Source organism: Salinisphaera dokdonensis CL-ES53, assembly GCF_040361215.1.
Classification (GTDB): Bacteria; Pseudomonadota; Gammaproteobacteria; order Nevskiales; family Salinisphaeraceae; genus Salinisphaera; species Salinisphaera dokdonensis.
Genome location: NZ_APND01000003.1, coordinates 219529 through 234345 on the forward strand (window position 1 = coordinate 219529; position 14817 = coordinate 234345).

The 14817-nt window shown below is 63.8% G+C and carries 13 protein-coding genes and 1 riboswitch; of the genes, 7 read left to right on the top strand and 6 right to left on the bottom strand.

Translation table 11 applies throughout. The features are described from left to right. Window positions 1-140: 140 nt before the first annotated feature. A complete protein-coding gene (locus SADO_RS10575; RefSeq protein ID WP_353111170.1) occupies window positions 141-1217 on the top strand; it encodes a potassium channel family protein in 1077 nt (358 codons plus the stop codon). Here SADO_RS10575 and SADO_RS10580 read toward each other — a convergent pair. Further along, window positions 1189-2358 carry a pyridoxal phosphate-dependent aminotransferase gene (locus SADO_RS10580; protein WP_353111171.1) on the bottom strand — a complete coding sequence of 390 codons (1170 nt, stop codon included), beginning with the start codon at window positions 2356-2358 and terminating at the stop codon, window positions 1189-1191. The two genes, SADO_RS10575 and SADO_RS10580, sit on opposite strands and share 29 nt — an antisense overlap. A gap of 87 nt (window positions 2359-2445) precedes the next feature. Next, window positions 2446-2593: riboswitch (FMN riboswitch) on the top strand. 80 nt (window positions 2594-2673) lie between these two features. Here SADO_RS10580 and ribB point away from each other — a divergent pair. From ribB to SADO_RS10605, 5 genes are all read left to right on the top strand, one after another. Then, window positions 2674-3315, top strand: coding sequence for a 3,4-dihydroxy-2-butanone-4-phosphate synthase (ribB, locus tag SADO_RS10585; RefSeq protein ID WP_353111172.1), 642 nt, complete (start codon window positions 2674-2676; stop codon window positions 3313-3315). Between the two features lie 73 nt (window positions 3316-3388). Beyond that, on the top strand, window positions 3389-4207 hold the full coding sequence (locus SADO_RS10590; protein ID WP_353111173.1) for a MerR family transcriptional regulator: 819 nt from the start codon (window positions 3389-3391) through the stop codon (window positions 4205-4207). Window positions 4208-4327: 120 nt separating this feature from the next. Then, complete coding sequence (locus SADO_RS10595; RefSeq protein ID WP_353111174.1) at window positions 4328-5278, top strand: alpha/beta fold hydrolase; 951 nt, start codon at window positions 4328-4330, stop codon at window positions 5276-5278. A gap of 9 nt (window positions 5279-5287) precedes the next feature. After that, a complete protein-coding gene (locus SADO_RS10600; RefSeq protein ID WP_353111175.1) occupies window positions 5288-6184 on the top strand; it encodes a metal-dependent hydrolase in 897 nt (298 codons plus the stop codon). A gap of 65 nt (window positions 6185-6249) precedes the next feature. After that, complete coding sequence (locus tag SADO_RS10605; protein ID WP_353111176.1) at window positions 6250-7167, top strand: metal-dependent hydrolase; 918 nt, start codon at window positions 6250-6252, stop codon at window positions 7165-7167. Window positions 7168-7239: 72 nt separating this feature from the next. Here the strand turns inward: SADO_RS10605 and SADO_RS10610 are convergent, their stop codons facing one another. Then, window positions 7240-7917 (bottom strand): TetR/AcrR family transcriptional regulator, encoded by a 678-nt coding sequence (locus SADO_RS10610; RefSeq protein ID WP_353111177.1) that lies wholly within the window; start codon window positions 7915-7917, stop codon window positions 7240-7242. A gap of 175 nt (window positions 7918-8092) precedes the next feature. Here SADO_RS10610 and SADO_RS10615 point away from each other — a divergent pair, with 175 nt between their 5' ends. Beyond that, the gene (locus SADO_RS10615) at window positions 8093-8905 is read left to right on the top strand and encodes an SDR family NAD(P)-dependent oxidoreductase (protein ID WP_353111178.1); all 813 of its coding nucleotides are present in this window, start codon (window positions 8093-8095) and stop codon (window positions 8903-8905) included. Between the two features lie 95 nt (window positions 8906-9000). Here SADO_RS10615 and SADO_RS10620 read toward each other — a convergent pair whose 3' ends face one another. The 4 genes from SADO_RS10620 to SADO_RS10635 form a co-directional block, all read right to left on the bottom strand. Beyond that, window positions 9001-10452 (bottom strand): NAD-dependent succinate-semialdehyde dehydrogenase, encoded by a 1452-nt coding sequence (locus tag SADO_RS10620; protein WP_353111179.1) that lies wholly within the window; start codon window positions 10450-10452, stop codon window positions 9001-9003. Between the two features lie 211 nt (window positions 10453-10663). Next, window positions 10664-11227 carry a thioredoxin family protein gene (locus SADO_RS10625; protein ID WP_353111180.1) on the bottom strand — a complete coding sequence of 188 codons (564 nt, stop codon included), beginning with the start codon at window positions 11225-11227 and terminating at the stop codon, window positions 10664-10666. A gap of 71 nt (window positions 11228-11298) precedes the next feature. Further along, window positions 11299-12495: a CaiB/BaiF CoA transferase family protein gene (locus tag SADO_RS10630; protein ID WP_353111181.1), complete on the bottom strand. Its 1197-nt coding sequence runs from the start codon at window positions 12493-12495 to the stop codon at window positions 11299-11301. 49 nt (window positions 12496-12544) lie between these two features. Further along, complete coding sequence (locus SADO_RS10635; protein WP_353111182.1) at window positions 12545-14791, bottom strand: acyl-CoA dehydrogenase; 2247 nt, start codon at window positions 14789-14791, stop codon at window positions 12545-12547. Window positions 14792-14817: the final 26 nt, after the last annotated feature.

The following is a 14817-nucleotide window of genomic DNA, read 5'->3' on the forward strand; positions in this document are numbered from 1 at the left end:
GCCAGCGTGTCGGTACAAGAGCCCCGGCCTCGGCCGGGGTTTTTTATGGCCTGCGAAAGGCGTTGGCTGTCGGCCCCTGCATGCTCACAACATCTACGGATGGCAGTCGGCGCGGGACCTTTTAGCATGTTCAGGAAAAGATGCTTCAGGCCACGATCCGCATGCTCGACAACCATCCCCTGCTCGCGCTTCTTGGCGCCGTGCTTGTACTTGCCGTCGCCTACGATGGCGCGCGTACAACGCTTTCGGCTTCGGCCTCGGGGCCGATCACGCGTCGACTGAGCGCGGTGCTCTGGGGAGCGTTGCTCTTCGTTCATCGCCGGCGTCCGCGTCACACCATGCTCGAGCGTGCCGGCACCTGGATAACCCTGTCGCTCATCGTGACTTGGGTGCTGCTGGCCTGGCTGGGCTGGGCGCTCGTGTTCTGCGCCACACCGGGGGCGGTTCAGAACTCAACCACGATGCTTTCGGCAAGCTTCTTCGACCGCGTCTATTTCGCGGGCTTCACGCTGACCACACTAGGCGTCGGCGATTTCGCACCCAAGGGAATCGTCTGGCAGCTATTGACCGTAATTGCCGCAGGCAACGGCCTGCTGCTGTTCACCATGTCGATAACCTACGCCATCCCGATCATCTCGGCGGCCACCGAGAAACGCCAGCTGGCGCTTGCGATCAACACCCTCGGCGAAAGCCCGCTGGCGATCTGCCGCAATACGGTCGGCGACGGCGACTTCGACGTGCTGCGCAGCCAGCTCGAGCAGATCGAGACCGCGATCGCCGATGCCGGGCAGAAGCATCTGGCCTATCCGATCCTGCATTACTTCCATAGTGCGGACACCATGACGGCCCTGCCGCTGGCACTGGCACGTCTGGACCAGACCCTGACCATTGTCGACCACGCAGCGCCTCAGCTACCGGCTGCGACACGTGCACGTATCGCCATCACCCAACGCACCATCGAGCGTTTCATGGCGACGCTGGAAAGCGCGTTCATCCGGGCGAGCGACCAACGACCGGATATACCAGATCTCGACGCCGTGACCGACCTGCCCTTTTTCGAGACCGACGCCCAAGCGCTGCAGAACCGGCTGGCCTCGCTCGAACGGCAGCCGTTGATGCATGCCTATGTGCGCGACGATGGCTGGCGCTGGGAAGCTGTCTGGGATGCGGAAAATGCCGACGAAGCCGCTACCGGCGAAGCGCCGCCGTCGCGTTGAGCGCAGCCAGGCGCGCCGCACCGGCTTCCAGCGTCGCATCGTTCTTGGCGAAGCACAGTCGCATCAGGCGACTCTCCGGCGGTGTTTCGAAGAACGGGCTCAGGGGAACGGCGGCGACACCGACCTCGCGCACCAGCCACTGCGAGAACGTGGCGTCGTCGACATCGCGGACCGCCGAGTAATCGACCAGCTGAAAATAGCCGCCCGGCACGTCCTGCAGCACCAGTGGCGTATCTGCCAGTAGTGCGCGAAAACGGTCGCGCTTGTCCTGGTAGAACGCCGACAGTTCCAGATGATGCTCCGGCTCGGCCTCGAGCATTTCTGCCAGCGCCCATTGCGCCGGTGCAAAGCTGGCGAAGGTCAGATACTGGTGAACCTTGCGAAGCTCGGCGGTAAGCGCGGGCGGCGCTACGCAATAGCCGATCTTCCAGCCGGTGCAGTGATAGGTCTTGCCGAAGGAGCTGATCACGAAACTGCGGGCCGCGAGTTCCGGGTGCCGCGACATGCTCTGGTGCAGCGCGCCGTCGAAGACCATGTGCTCGTAGACTTCGTCGGACAGGATCAATACCGACGTGTCGCGCAGCAGCGCGGCCAGTCGATCGAGATCGTCAGCTGTGAGCACCGCGCCGGTGGGATTGTGCGGCGAGTTGACGATCAGCATCCGCGTACGCGGCGTGATCGCATCAGCCAGGCGCTGCCAGTCGATCGAGAACTCCGGCTGCAGCAGAGGCATGCGCACGGCGCGCGCGTTCTGGAGCTCGATCGCCGGCACGTAGCAGTCGTAGGCCGGGTCGAGCACGATCACCTCGTCGCCGGCGCGCACGGTGGCGGCGATAGCGGCGAAAATCGCCTCGGTCGCGCCCGAGGTCACAGTAACTTCCGTACCGGGATCGGTTGACCTGCCGTAGAGCGCCTCGGTCTTGTACGCGATCTGCTCGCGCAGTGCGGCAACACCGATACCCGGCGGATACTGGTTGCGCCCGTCAGCAACTGCTCGGGCGAGCGCTTCGCGTAGACGCGCCGGCGGCTCGAAATCCGGAAAGCCCTGGCCGAGATTGATGGCCTCGCATTCCTGGGCGAGCTGGCTCATCACGCTGAAGATGGTGGTGCCGACCTGCGGCAGCTTGCTTTCGATCTGCATGGACGATCCGGCGCGGGAAACAACCCCGAATGCTAGCACTGCGGCGAACAGCGTCTGTCCGGCACGCATACGATCGGCTATACTCGCCGCCGTCTTCAGGGCGGGGTGCAATTCCCCACCGGCGGTATGTCGTTTACGACGAGCCCGCGAGCGCTTCGATCTCCCCGATCGAAGGTCAGCAGATCTGGTGCGATGCCAGAGCCGACGGTCACAGTCCGGATGGAAGAAGACGCATGGCGGCAAGCCGGTCTGGTTCCGGCGCACGCCTGAAGCGCCTGTCGCCCTGAAACGTTGACTCATTGCAGAGGACGTTTCATGTCTTACCACGACTTCAAGAATCATCCGCGGCTTGCTGCTGCCATCGCGGCCTACCGTGCCGGCGACCCGGTGCTGTTGCTCGACGACGCCGATCGCGAGAACGAAGCGGATATCGTTGCCGCCGCCGAAAACCTCAAGACCGAGACCATGGTCCGCATGATCCGTAACGGCAGCGGCATCGTCTGCCTGTGTCTGGATCAGGCCAGCGCCGATGCGCTCGAACTCGAGCCCATGGTGCGGGACAACCAGGCGCGTCACGGGACAGGCTTCACCGTATCCATCGAAGCCGCCGACGGCGTGACCACCGGCGTATCCGCAGTCGATCGCGTGCGCACCATTGCTGCTGCCCTCGCCTCGGTCGACGGCCCGCGCGAGATCGTCAGCCCCGGCCATGTCTTCCCATTGCGCGCGCGCGATGGCGGCGTACTGGAACGTCGTGGCCATACCGAAGGCTCGCTTGATCTGGCAGTCCTTGCCGGTCTGCGCCCGGCGTCGGTGCTGTGCGAACTCATGAACGACGACGGCACGATGGCCGGCAACGACGATATCCAGCGTTATGCCCAGGCCCATAACCTGCCGGTGCTGACGATCGAGGAAATCGCCGCCTACCGTGCCGAAAACACGGCGCGTTGCGCCTGATCTGCCACGTGCACAACGGCGTCATGACGCGGTTGCGGATGACGCAACCCCGACGGCCGGCTATCCTTCGGACATGAGACGCGTTTCCAGAAAATCACGTTCCGACACGACCGAGCCGGAAAACGAAGCTCCGGCGGCTGTCACGCCGCCGGAATTCTCGATCGATGCACTGGCCCGCGAGACGGGCAGCACGGTCCGCAACATCCGCGCCTATCAGGATCGCGGACTGTTGCCACCGCCCGAACGGCGGGGCCGCAAGGGCATCTACAACGATGCCCATCTATCGCGACTGCGCATCATCAATCGTCTGCTCGAACGCGGCTATACGCTGGCCAACATATCGGAGCTGATCGAGAGCTGGGAACGTGGCAACGACATTGGCCGGCTGCTGGGCCTGGAGACCGCGGTCGCCAGTCCCTGGACCGACGAAGTACCCGACTACATGACAATGCCGCAGCTGCTCAAGAAGTTTCGCGGCAACTTCTCGCGCACCGCCCTCAACAAAGCGATCGAGCTGGACGTGATCCGTCCGGAAGGCATGCGCTACCGCGTGCCGAGTCCGCGCATGCTGCATGCCGGTGCCGAGCTTGTGGCGGTCGGCATTCCCCTCGAAGAGATGCTCGACGTGGTTGCCTATCTGCGCCGCAACGTGGAACAAGCCGCCGACGAAATGGTGCGCCTGGTGGCCATCCACGTATTCGACAAGTACGGCGAGGGCCAGCTGCCGCCCAAGGACGATATGCCGGAACTCGCCGACCTGGTCTGGCGGTTCCGGCCGCTCGTGGAAATGGCGGTACTGCCCGAAGTGGCACGCGCCATGGGCAAGGCCGCGGACCAGCATCTGGGTGACCGCCTCGCCCTGCTCATGGAGCACCTGCACGACGCGCGTTAGCGCGGAAAACGTCGGTATGACGGGTTTCTTCATGCGCTGATGCCGCAGCGCAGCAACTCAGTTGCGCGGCACGACGCTTTGTGACACCGTCTGATGTAACGATTACATCAGGCGTGGCATATGCGCGATTCCAACGGCAACAACGAGGCACAGGACAAGGCTGTCTTCGTGCGCGGCGATGGTGTGGATATCGCCTGCCACGTGGCCGGCCCTAGCGGTGCACCCGTGCTCGTGTTCGTGCACGGCTATCCGGACAATCACGAAGTGTGGGACCGGCTGGTGACCGAGCTCGCCTGTGACTACCGCTGTGTACGCTACGACGTGCGTGGCGCAGGCGAGTCGAGCCGGCCCGCCCAGACATCCGCCTACACGCTCAATCATCTCGAAGCGGACCTGAAAGCCGTTGTCGACTGGGCCAGCCCCGACGCGCCCGTGCATCTGATCGGCCACGACTGGGGCTCGATACAGACCTGGGAGGCCGTCACCAACCCTGCCCTGGCCGAGCGGATCGCCAGCTACACGTCGATCTCCGGGCCCTGTCTCGATCATGTCGGCCATTGGCTACGCAGCCAGTGGCGGGACGACCGCGCCGGGCTGCTCAAGCAGATGCGCAAGTCCTGGTACATCCTCGCCTTCCACGTGCCGCTCGTACCCGGCTTGCTGTGGCACAGCGTGCTCGGCCGACGCTGGCCGGCAATCGCCAAGCGCATGGAAGGTCATGCGTTGCCGGAAAACCCGACCCAGACTCGCGATGGTGCGATCGGCATTCGCTTGTACCGCGCCAATATTCTCGAACGTCTGCGCCATCCGCGCGAGCGCTACGCTCAGGCTCCGGTACAGGTAATCACCCCACAGCGCGACCCGTTTGTCGGCCCGGGGTTCGTGGTCGGGCTCGAGCGCTGGGTGGAGTCGCTGACCGTCACCCCGATCGACGCCGCGCATTGGGCGATGCAGACCCACCCGCAGACGATTGCCGCGCACTGCCGCGAGTTCGTCGCCAGCCATAGCGAGAAGAAGCCGAGCACACCCCGACAAGAATCGACCGGTGCGCGTGCCCGCCCGCAAGCCTGAGGAGTTTTCATGAGCAAGACCACGGCCGACATCAACAGCGAATTCACCGGTTACAGCGGCCCCGTCATGCCAGAGCGGCGCGACCTGCATTTCCTGCCGCCGGGCGACCGCATCTGCAACTGGCATCAGGCCGGGCCGAACGTGACCCAGTTCATGAACGCCCTGAGCCTGTTCTTCCCTGCCGGCGAGCGCATGTTCATCGACGCCATACGCGCCTACCGCGACGACATACCGGACCCGGACCTGCGCAAGGCGGCCACCGCGTTCATCGGTCAGGAAGCGATGCACTCGCGCGAGCACATCGAATACAACCAGCTCATGGACGCGGCCGGTCTGCCGGCCAGCGAACTGGACGAACAGGTCTGGGCGCATACCGAGTACGTGAAAAAGCACAGCAGCAAGGTCACGCCATTGCTCATGACGATCGCGCTGGAACACTTCACCGCGCTCATGGGCGATACCTTGCTGCGTCATCCCGAGCAGATGGCCGGCTCGCAGGAAGACTACGAGCGCATGTGGCGCTGGCACGCACTAGAGGAAGTCGAGCACAAGGCCGTGGCCTACGACGTGTACGAGAAATGCGTCGGCCGCGGGCCGAAAGCCTATGCCATGCGCAGCGCCATCATGCTCACCACCACTGCCACCTTCTGGCCGCACGTGATCCTGTTCTATCGCCGCCTGGCCGCCGCCGACCCGGCATGTGTGAAGGCCGGCTGGCGCGGCCATCTGCATCTGGCGAATTTCATGCTCGGCCGGCCCGGTTACCTGCGCAAGCTGTTGCCGGAGTATCTGGCCTATTTCAAATACAGCTTCCACCCGTGGCAGCAGAACAATGCCGACCTTCTCGCCGAAATCGACGCACTCGTCGACGACGCCGAATCGGCCTACGCCAGCCAAAAGACCTGAACCCGCGACATTTTCGAACAACGCGCCGCAAGCGGCGCACCCATAACCCATCCAAGGAGGGCGACATGAGCAAGAACGCAACTGACATGGATAAGAACACGCGCCAGACCGAGCGCGAGATCCCGCACAGTGACAACGTCACGGTCATGCCCGAGCGGCGCGACCTGCACTTCCTGCCGCCGGCCGATCGCATCTGCGACTGGCATAAGGAAGGTCCGAACGTCACCCAGTTCATGAACGCCATGTCGCTGCTCTTCCCGGCCGGCGAGCGCATGTTCATCGACGCGGTGCGCAGCTATCGCGACGAGATTCCGGATCCGGATCTCAAGAAAGCCGCAACCGCCTTCATTGGCCAGGAGGCGATGCACTCGCGCGAACACATCGAGTACAACGAGCTGCTCGAGAAAGCCGGCCTGCCCGCTCACAAGCTGGACAACTTCACCTGGAATCTGCTCGAAGGCATCAAGGCCCGCACCTGGAAGTCGATGCCGCTGGCCGCAACCATCGCGCTCGAGCACTACACCGCACTCATGGGCGACATGCTGCTGCGCTATCCGGAAATGATGCAGGGCTCGCAGGAGGACTTCGAACGCATGTGGCGCTGGCACGCACTAGAGGAAGTCGAGCACAAGGCCGTGGCCTACGATGTGTACGAGAAATGCATAGGCCGTGGCCCGCGCAACTGGGCCGAGCGCAGCTTCGCGATGACGCTGGCAACCGCGCTGTTCTGGCCGGTGCTGATGACCTTCTACTGGCAGATGGCGCAGGCCGACGAGAACTGCCGCAAGCAGGGCTGGCGCGGCCATCTGAAGCTTGCCAACTTCATGTTCGGCAAGCCCGGCTTCATCCGCAAGATGCTTCCGGAGTTCGCCAGCTACTTCAAGTACAGCTTCCATCCCTGGCAGCAGAACAATGCCGACCTGCTCGCCGAGATCGACGGGCTGGTCGACGATGCCGAGGCCGCCTACGCCACTCATCACTAGGTATCGAACCTGACCGGAGATCGATTAAACGGCGCGGCCAACACCGCGCCGTTTTTCATGGGCGCTGCCCTTCTAGACCTCTCCTTCGCCGTCTAGGATCTGCTCCTGTGACTGACGCGCCATCGCCACATAAAGCGCAAGGCTCGACTCGACCACCACATCGAGCGCGTCCCGATAACCGTTGATCGTCCAGTACATAGCGATATGAATGGTCGAGCCGACCAGCCCGGTCGAAAGGATACGAGCGTCGGTACCACTGCCCTCGCCGAGCGCGAAGATGGCGCCGAGCAGCTCCTGCAACGTGCGGGTGAAGTTCTGTGTCGTTTCGCGATACAGCCGATCGATATCGCCACTGATCCCGAATATCTCGATCAGCAGGATTCGCGCCGTCCCGGGCTGGCGGTACATCGTGTCGAAGAACACATGCAGGCCCGCGCGCGCGGTCGCCTCGGGATCGAGTGGCGCGGCGTCGATGGCAGCAACGACGTCATCCTCCAGCCGCTTGACCAGCGTCTTGTAGACCTCGGCGAAAAGCACTTCGCTGTTTGCGAAGGACTCATAGAAATAGCGCTCGGTCAGAGCCGCTTCCCGGCACAGGGATTTCACCGTAGCGGCGCGAAAGCCGTCGCGGCCGAATACGGCAATGCCGGCCTCCACGAATTGTGCACGCCGCTTGCTGCGACGCTCGTCCAGGCTGCGCCCGCCGTAGGCACGTCCGCTAGAACGCGATGAAGAGGGTTGTGTCGTCATGCCGCCATATTGACATTATTCGCTGTCAAACGTAATTTGACATTACTCATTGTCACTTACTCGTCGTACTACTCGCGGCGCATGAGCGATCCTTGATGTCGAGCACTTCGTGCCATTGCGCGGCGGCGCGATAGCACGCCGAAGCCGATCGCCCTCAGCAGAAAAGGCAAAACCGATGAAGAACCTCAATAACAAAGTGGTGGTGATCACCGGCGCCGGCTCGGGCATCGGTCGCAGTCTCGCCGAGCAATGCGCGCGCCGCGGCGCCAAGCTCGCGCTTTGTGACGTCAACGCCGAGGGCCTGGCCAAGACGCGCGCGAACTGTGGCAGCGCCCCGGTTCTGACAGACACCGTCGATGTTTCGGACCGCGCCGCGATGGACGCCTTCCGCGATCGCGTGGTCGCCGAGTACGGACGTGTCGACCTCGTGGTCAACAACGCGGGCGTGGCCCATTCCCAGACCATCGAAAACACCAGCTACGAGGATTTCGAATGGATCATGGGCATCAACTTCTGGGGCGTGGTCCACGGCACCAAGGCGTTCATGCCGGAACTCAAGAAGAACGCCGGCAGCGCGCTGGTGAACATATCCAGCGTGTTCGGCATCATCAGCGTACCCACCCAGGGCACCTACAACGCCACCAAGTTCGCCGTGCGCGGCTTCACTGAAGCACTGCGCCACGAAACCGCCGACAGCGGCCTGCACGTCATGTGCGTGCACCCGGGCGGCATCAAAACCGGCATCGCCCACGCCGCGCGTTTCTATGTCGGGCCCGATGGCAGCAGCGATCAGTCCAAGACGGCGACCGAGTTCGTCGACAAGCTGGCACGCACGACGCCCGATCAGGCCGCCCGCAAGATCCTCTCCGATCTGGCCAAGAAGAGAGGCCGTTGCCTGATCGGGGTGGATGCCCAGATCATCTCCGCAATTTCGCGGCTCGTGCCGGTCAACTACTGGCGTCTCATGGGGCGCCTGATACCCAGCTGAGATCGGGCACGCAATAAAAAGCCGCGCAGATTCCCTCTGCGCGGCTTTTTTATGGCCTGTTAAGGCCGTTCAGAACCGTCTGGCCAAACGATCGATCAGATCGCAGCCGTGGTCACGAAACGCGTCTCGAGATATGACTCGATCGCCTCGCTGCCGCCTTCCGAGCCGTAACCGGAATCCTTCACACCACCGAACGGCGTTTCCGGCAATGCCAGCCCGAGGTGGTTGATCGAGATCATCCCGGCTTCGATCTCCTGGCCGATACGATGCGCCGTCTTCATCGACGACGTGAACGCATAGGCGGCCAGCCCGTAGGGCAGACGGTTGGCCTCGGCGATCGCCTCGTCCGTGTCCTTGAAGGTGCTGAACGCGGCCACGGGACCGAACGGCTCCTCGTTCATGATCTTCATCTCGGGGGTGAGATTGGTCAGCACCGTCGGCTCGAAGAAATAACCCGGGCCATCGGCTGCCTTGCCGCCGAGACGCACGTCCGCACCCTGGCTTTTCGCATCGTCTATCATGTCGCCGACCGCGCCCGGACGCCGATCGTGCACGAGCGGGCCCATACGGGTGTCGTCTTCCAGGCCATTGCCGACCTTGATCGAACCGGCCGCCTTGACGAACTGGTCCACGAATTCCTCGTACACGCCTTCCTGCACGAGGAAACGCGTCGGCGAGATGCACACCTGCCCGGCGTTCATGAACTTGCCGATGCTGGCCATCTTCACCGCCGCTTTCATGTCGGCGTCGTCGAAGATCATGGTCGGCGCGTGGCCGCCCAGTTCCATGGTATTGCGCTTCATGTGCGCACCGGCCATGGCGGCGAGATGCTTGCCCACGGCAGTCGAGCCGGTAAACGAGATCTTGCGGATCACCGGGTGCGGAATCAGGTATTCCGAAATCTCAGCAGGCACGCCGTAGACCAGGTTCACTACCCCGGCCGGTACGCCGGCATCCACATAACAGCGGATGAGTTCGGCGACCGAGGCCGGTGTTTCTTCCGGACCCTTGAGGATGATCGAGCAGCCTGCGGCCAACGCAATCGAGACCTTGCGTACCGCCTGGTTGAGCGGGAAGTTCCACGGCGTGAACGCCGCGACGGGCCCGACCGGATGCTTGCTCGCGATCTGCTGCACGTTGTCCGCACGCGCCGGGATCACACGACCATAGACGCGCTTGCCTTCCTCGGCGAACCAGTCGAGCGTGCCGGCTGCGCCCAGCGTTTCGCCGCGGGCTTCGGCCAACGGCTTGCCCTGCTCGATGGTCATCAGCCGGGCGATATCATCGGCGCGTTCGCGCAGCAGCGCCGACGCCTTGTTCAGGATCGACGCGCGCTTGACCGCGGGCGTGCTGCGCCACTGCTTGAAGCCGGCATCCGCGGCTTCCAGTGCCGCGTCCAGATCCGCCTGGCGTGCGTGGGCGTGGTGCCCAATAGTCTCCCCCGTTGCCGGGTTGATCACCGGCAGCGTGTCGCCGCCGGCCGCGGCTTTCCACTCGCCGTTGATCAACAGCGAGACATCGGGATAGGTCTGGGTATTGCCGGTCATGCTCTCTCCTCTAAACGCTTGGCGCCTGTTATAAACCGGTGCAAACCATACACCGCAAGCACCGTACGCGTCCCTCGGGCATAACCGTATCGATCCTCTGGGCGTTCAATAAGCGACAGCCGCTTCGCGCTGCCAGCTGCCCGCTCAGGGCAACATGAAACCCACGCAAGGAATGCCGCGCCTGCGAACAAGCGCGGCTTTGAGAGTCAGATCAGGCGGCCTTCCACTTGATGCTGCAGCCCTGGCTGGGAACCTGCACATCGGCCGGGATCATGTCACCGTCGAGCAGCGCGTCCAGGGACGCGCGCAGTTCGGCGCCGGTAACCGCAATGCCGTTTTTCGGCCGCGACTCGTCGAACTGTCCGCGATAGGCACATTTGCCGTCGGCATCGAAGACGAAGAAATCCGGCGTGCAGACCGCGTCGTAGGCCTTGGCGACTTCCTGGCTTTCGTCGTAGAGATAGGGAAAAGCGAACTCGCGGCTTTCCGCAAAGACGCCCATCTGCTCGGGGCCATCTTCAGGCCGCGTGCTGATGTCATTCGACGAGATCGCCACAAAACCCACGCCCTGCGGCTGGTAGTGGTTCGCCACCGCCACAACCTCGTCGATGAGGTGAAGCACGTAGGGGCAATGGTTGCAGATGAACATCACCACAGTGCCCTTCTCGCCGGCGACATCCGCGAACGAGACGGTCTGGCCGGACACCGTGTCCGGCAGCGAAAACTCGGGTGCTTTCTTGCCCAGCGGCATCATGGTGGAATCGGTGAGGGACATTCGCGTTCCTTGTCTGGTGTAATGCCTCGCAGTCTATCCATTCCGCCGGAACAGCCCCAAATCGCGAAGGGCTACCGGCGATTGAGCAGCCGCTCGTTATCCGCGCCCAGGGCGGGGCTTGGCGCCAGTGCGTCGCGCGCGCTGCCGTCGAACTGCAGCGGGCAGCCAAGCGCGTCGCCCTGCTGCATGCCGCGCGCCCGGGTCTGCTCATGCGCGAGTGCTTCTTCGAGCGTGAGCACGGGCGTGGTGCAGGCGTCGGCGCCGTCCAGCAGCGCCACCCAGGCATCACGAGGCCGGCTACGAAACAGCGCCGCCAAACCCCAGTGCACGGGCTTGGTGAGTACGCGCGCTCGACGCGGATCGGAAAGCGCGTCGCTGACTTTGTCCGCCCAGCCTGATGTTTTTCTAGCGGACGACGAGGGTCGCTTTTCGGCCGATTTTGGTTTTGGTGTTTGGCTCGACCCGCGCGCTTTATTCGGAGGCAACGGATTCAGTTTTGCGAGCAAACGCGCAAAGAATTTCGGCTCGAGCGCGCCGACCGCCAGATAGCGCCCGTCGCGACATTTATAGACACGGTAGTTGGGCAGCGCGCCGGTCAGGATGTCGGCCCCTCGCGGCTGGGTCTGTCCTAGATCGGCCCGCGTCGCCATGGCCACCGATTGCAGCGCCAGCGAACCATCGAGCATGGCCGAATCCACGAAACTGCCCTGCCCGCTCGCCCGTGCACCGATCACAGCCGACAGCACGCCCACGGCACAGGTCAGCGCGCCACCGGCCAGATCGGCGATCTGCACGTTCGATATACCCGGCGGCCCTCCGGCTGTGCCGTTCTGGTCGAGCACGCCGGACAACGACAGATAGTTCAGGTCATGCCCGGCCGCATCGCGCAGCGGCCCGGTCTGGCCATACCCGGTCAATGCCGTGTAAACCAGCTTCGGGTTGATCGCAGCCAGCGTGTCGTAACCGCAGCCCAAGCGTTCCATCACGCCCGGGCGGAACGATTCGATCACCACGTCGGCATCGGCAACGAGGCCCTTGAAGGCCTCGACGTCTGCCGCGTCGCGCAGATCCAGCGTGATCGAGGCCTTGCCGCGATTGACCTGCTCGAACAACGCCGGCGACAGGCTACGCGCGTAGTCGCCGCCGTCCGGGTCCTCGATCTTGATCACTTCGGCGCCCAGCTGGGCGAGCAGCTGCGTCGCATGCGGGCCCGGCAGCAGCCGGGTCAGATCCAGCACGCGCACGCCCTGCAGCAACGAATTGCTCATGCGCGCAGCCCTTCATGGGGATCACGAACGGCAACTCGAAACATAAGACCTACGCGGCCTTGCGGCGCGGGTCGCTCGGGTTGCTGACTGCACGAGCGAAGAATTCGTCTTCGTCGAACACATCGACTTCGATCGCCGCCAGGCGAGCCGTGCGGGCCGCATCGACACGCGCCGCCTCGTCCGCATCGAGTACCCCAGCTTCGAGAGCGGCCTTCGCCAGGGCGTCGGCATCGCCAGCCGGCAACCGTCCGTCCTTCTGTGCGGTCTTGACGCGTTCCAGCAGCGGCGCGACTTCATGCACCCGCGTAAAGGCATCGAACAGCCTGCCCACACCGGAATCCGGGTTTTCGGGCATGAAGATATCGGCGTTCAGTCGACGCGACTGCGCATCGATACGCTGGGACACGCCCGCCGAGGCCACAGCCATATGATCGTCCGGCAGACGGGCCAGACGATTGATCCGCAGCAATGGCAGCGACACAGCGCGCAGCACCTTGCCGAGCGGGCCGTCGAAGTTCTCGTAGATACCTTCGAACGCCTCCTGCACCTTGGCGAGACTCAGGCGCAACGAGTAATGCACCAGTGCCAGATCGGCCGGCTGGCGGCCTTCGGCCTCGAAGCGCCGCAGGGTCGAGAAGCCCAGCAGCATCCAGGCCAGCGCATCGGCATAGCGACCGGTGAGATTACCGCGCACCTTGAGTTTGCCGCCGACGAAGAAAAGTGCCAGATCGGTAAAGAAGGCAAATCGCGACGCGGCCCAACCAAGCTTCTTGTAGTAACGCTTGGTGGCCTTGTCGACGTCCGGCACGCGTACGAATGCGCCACGGGTGAGGCCATGGCCGAGCGTCCGGCCCATGTTCGCGAAGAAGTGGCCGATCCAGCCGCGCATGCCTTTTGAAAACGCCTTGGCGTCGTCGTTTTCGACCGCGTGAACGACATTGAGCGCATGCGGGTGGCACCGGATCGCGCCCTGGCCGAAGACCATGAGCGTACGCGTCATGATGTTCGCGCCTTCGACGGTGATCGCGACCGGTGCGCTGCAGTAACCGCGCCCGATGATGTTGTTCGGCCCCTGCATCACGCCGGCGCCCGAGAACACGTCCATCGCATCCGTGCCGCATTGACGCGCGAGCTCGGTCGTGTAGGCCTTCATCACGCCGGAAACCACCGGCGGGTTGATGCCGTCATCGACGGCCGTGCAACCGAAAACGCGCGCGCCCTCGGTCATGTAGGCCAGCGCGTTCAGACGGCCGATGGGCGTGGCCACCCCTTCCATGCGCCCGATCGGCAGGCCGAACTGCTGGCGCACCATGGAATAGGCACCGGTCACAGCGGACACCGTACGGATGCTGCCGATCGCGCTCGCCGGCAGCGACACCATGCGCCCGCCGGCGAGACTTTCCATGAGCATGCGCCAGCCGCTGCCGGCCATGTCACGGCCGCCGAGAATATTGTCGGCATTCACAACCACGTTCTCGCCGACGAGCGGGCCGTTGGGGAAAGCTTCGCCGATCGGCTCGTGCCGATCACCTTGTTTGAGCCCCGGCGTGCCGCCGTGAATGAGCACGACGGTGATGCCGGGCGCCTCGCCCTTGCCGAGCAGGTTGTCCGGATCACGCAGCACACAGGCCAGCGAGATCAGGTTGGCCACCGGCCCAAGGGTGATATAGCGCTTGCGGAAATTCAGCCGCAGGGAGACGTCGCCCTTGTCGTCGCGAAAGGCTTCGGCATCAGCTGTGATCGAGGCCGCGTCGGAGCCGGCGGTCGGCTCGGTCAGGCCGAAGCACGGCAGGTATTCGCCACTGGCCAGCCGCGGCAGGTAATGCTCTTTCTGATCATCCGTACCGTATTCGACCAGCAGCTCGGCCGCGCCCAGCGTGTTCGGGATTACGACGTAGGTCGAGAGAATGCCCGAATGCGGCGTCACCTTGGCCATGATCGCCGAGCGCGCCAGCGTGGAGAACTGCTTGCCGCCGTAAGCCTTGGGGATGATCAGGCCGAAGAAGCCCTGTTCGGCCATGTAGTCGACGATGTCCTGCGGCACGCGGCGGCTGAGCGCGATCTCGTTGCAGTCGGCGCGCGACAGCAATTCGTTGACCGGACCATCCATGAAGGCCTGCTCTTCGGCGCTGAGCCTGCCGTAGCGCGAATCGAGCATGCGGCGGAAATCCGGGTGGCCGCTGAAGAATTCCCCGTCGATCCACACGTCGCCGGCTTCAAGCGCCTGGCGTTCAGTATCGGAAATCCTGGGCAGGACGTTGTTGGCCTGCATCCAGTGCATGAGCTTTTCGAACATGGCTAGCCTCCGGGCTATGCGTAACG

Excerpts from the sequence above, each read along its gene's own strand:
- SADO_RS10625 (WP_353111180.1), bottom strand. The coding sequence starts at position 11,227 with ATGTCCCTCACCGATTCCACCATGATGCCGCTGGGCAAGAAAGCACCC.
- SADO_RS10620 (WP_353111179.1), bottom strand. The coding sequence starts at position 10,452 with ATGACCGGCAATACCCAGACCTATCCCGATGTCTCGCTGTTGATCAAC.
- SADO_RS10610 (WP_353111177.1), bottom strand. The coding sequence starts at position 7,917 with ATGACGACACAACCCTCTTCATCGCGTTCTAGCGGACGTGCCTACGGC.
- SADO_RS10630 (WP_353111181.1), bottom strand. The coding sequence starts at position 12,495 with ATGAGCAATTCGTTGCTGCAGGGCGTGCGCGTGCTGGATCTGACCCGG.
- SADO_RS10615 (WP_353111178.1), top strand. The coding sequence starts at position 8,093 with ATGAAGAACCTCAATAACAAAGTGGTGGTGATCACCGGCGCCGGCTCG.
- SADO_RS10595 (WP_353111174.1), top strand. The coding sequence starts at position 4,328 with ATGCGCGATTCCAACGGCAACAACGAGGCACAGGACAAGGCTGTCTTC.
- SADO_RS10605 (WP_353111176.1), top strand. The coding sequence starts at position 6,250 with ATGAGCAAGAACGCAACTGACATGGATAAGAACACGCGCCAGACCGAG.
- ribB (WP_353111172.1), top strand. The coding sequence starts at position 2,674 with ATGTCTTACCACGACTTCAAGAATCATCCGCGGCTTGCTGCTGCCATC.
- SADO_RS10590 (WP_353111173.1), top strand. The coding sequence starts at position 3,389 with ATGAGACGCGTTTCCAGAAAATCACGTTCCGACACGACCGAGCCGGAA.
- SADO_RS10600 (WP_353111175.1), top strand. The coding sequence starts at position 5,288 with ATGAGCAAGACCACGGCCGACATCAACAGCGAATTCACCGGTTACAGC.
- SADO_RS10635 (WP_353111182.1), bottom strand. The coding sequence starts at position 14,791 with ATGTTCGAAAAGCTCATGCACTGGATGCAGGCCAACAACGTCCTGCCC.
- SADO_RS10580 (WP_353111171.1), bottom strand. The coding sequence starts at position 2,358 with ATGCAGATCGAAAGCAAGCTGCCGCAGGTCGGCACCACCATCTTCAGC.
- SADO_RS10575 (WP_353111170.1), top strand. The coding sequence starts at position 141 with ATGCTTCAGGCCACGATCCGCATGCTCGACAACCATCCCCTGCTCGCG.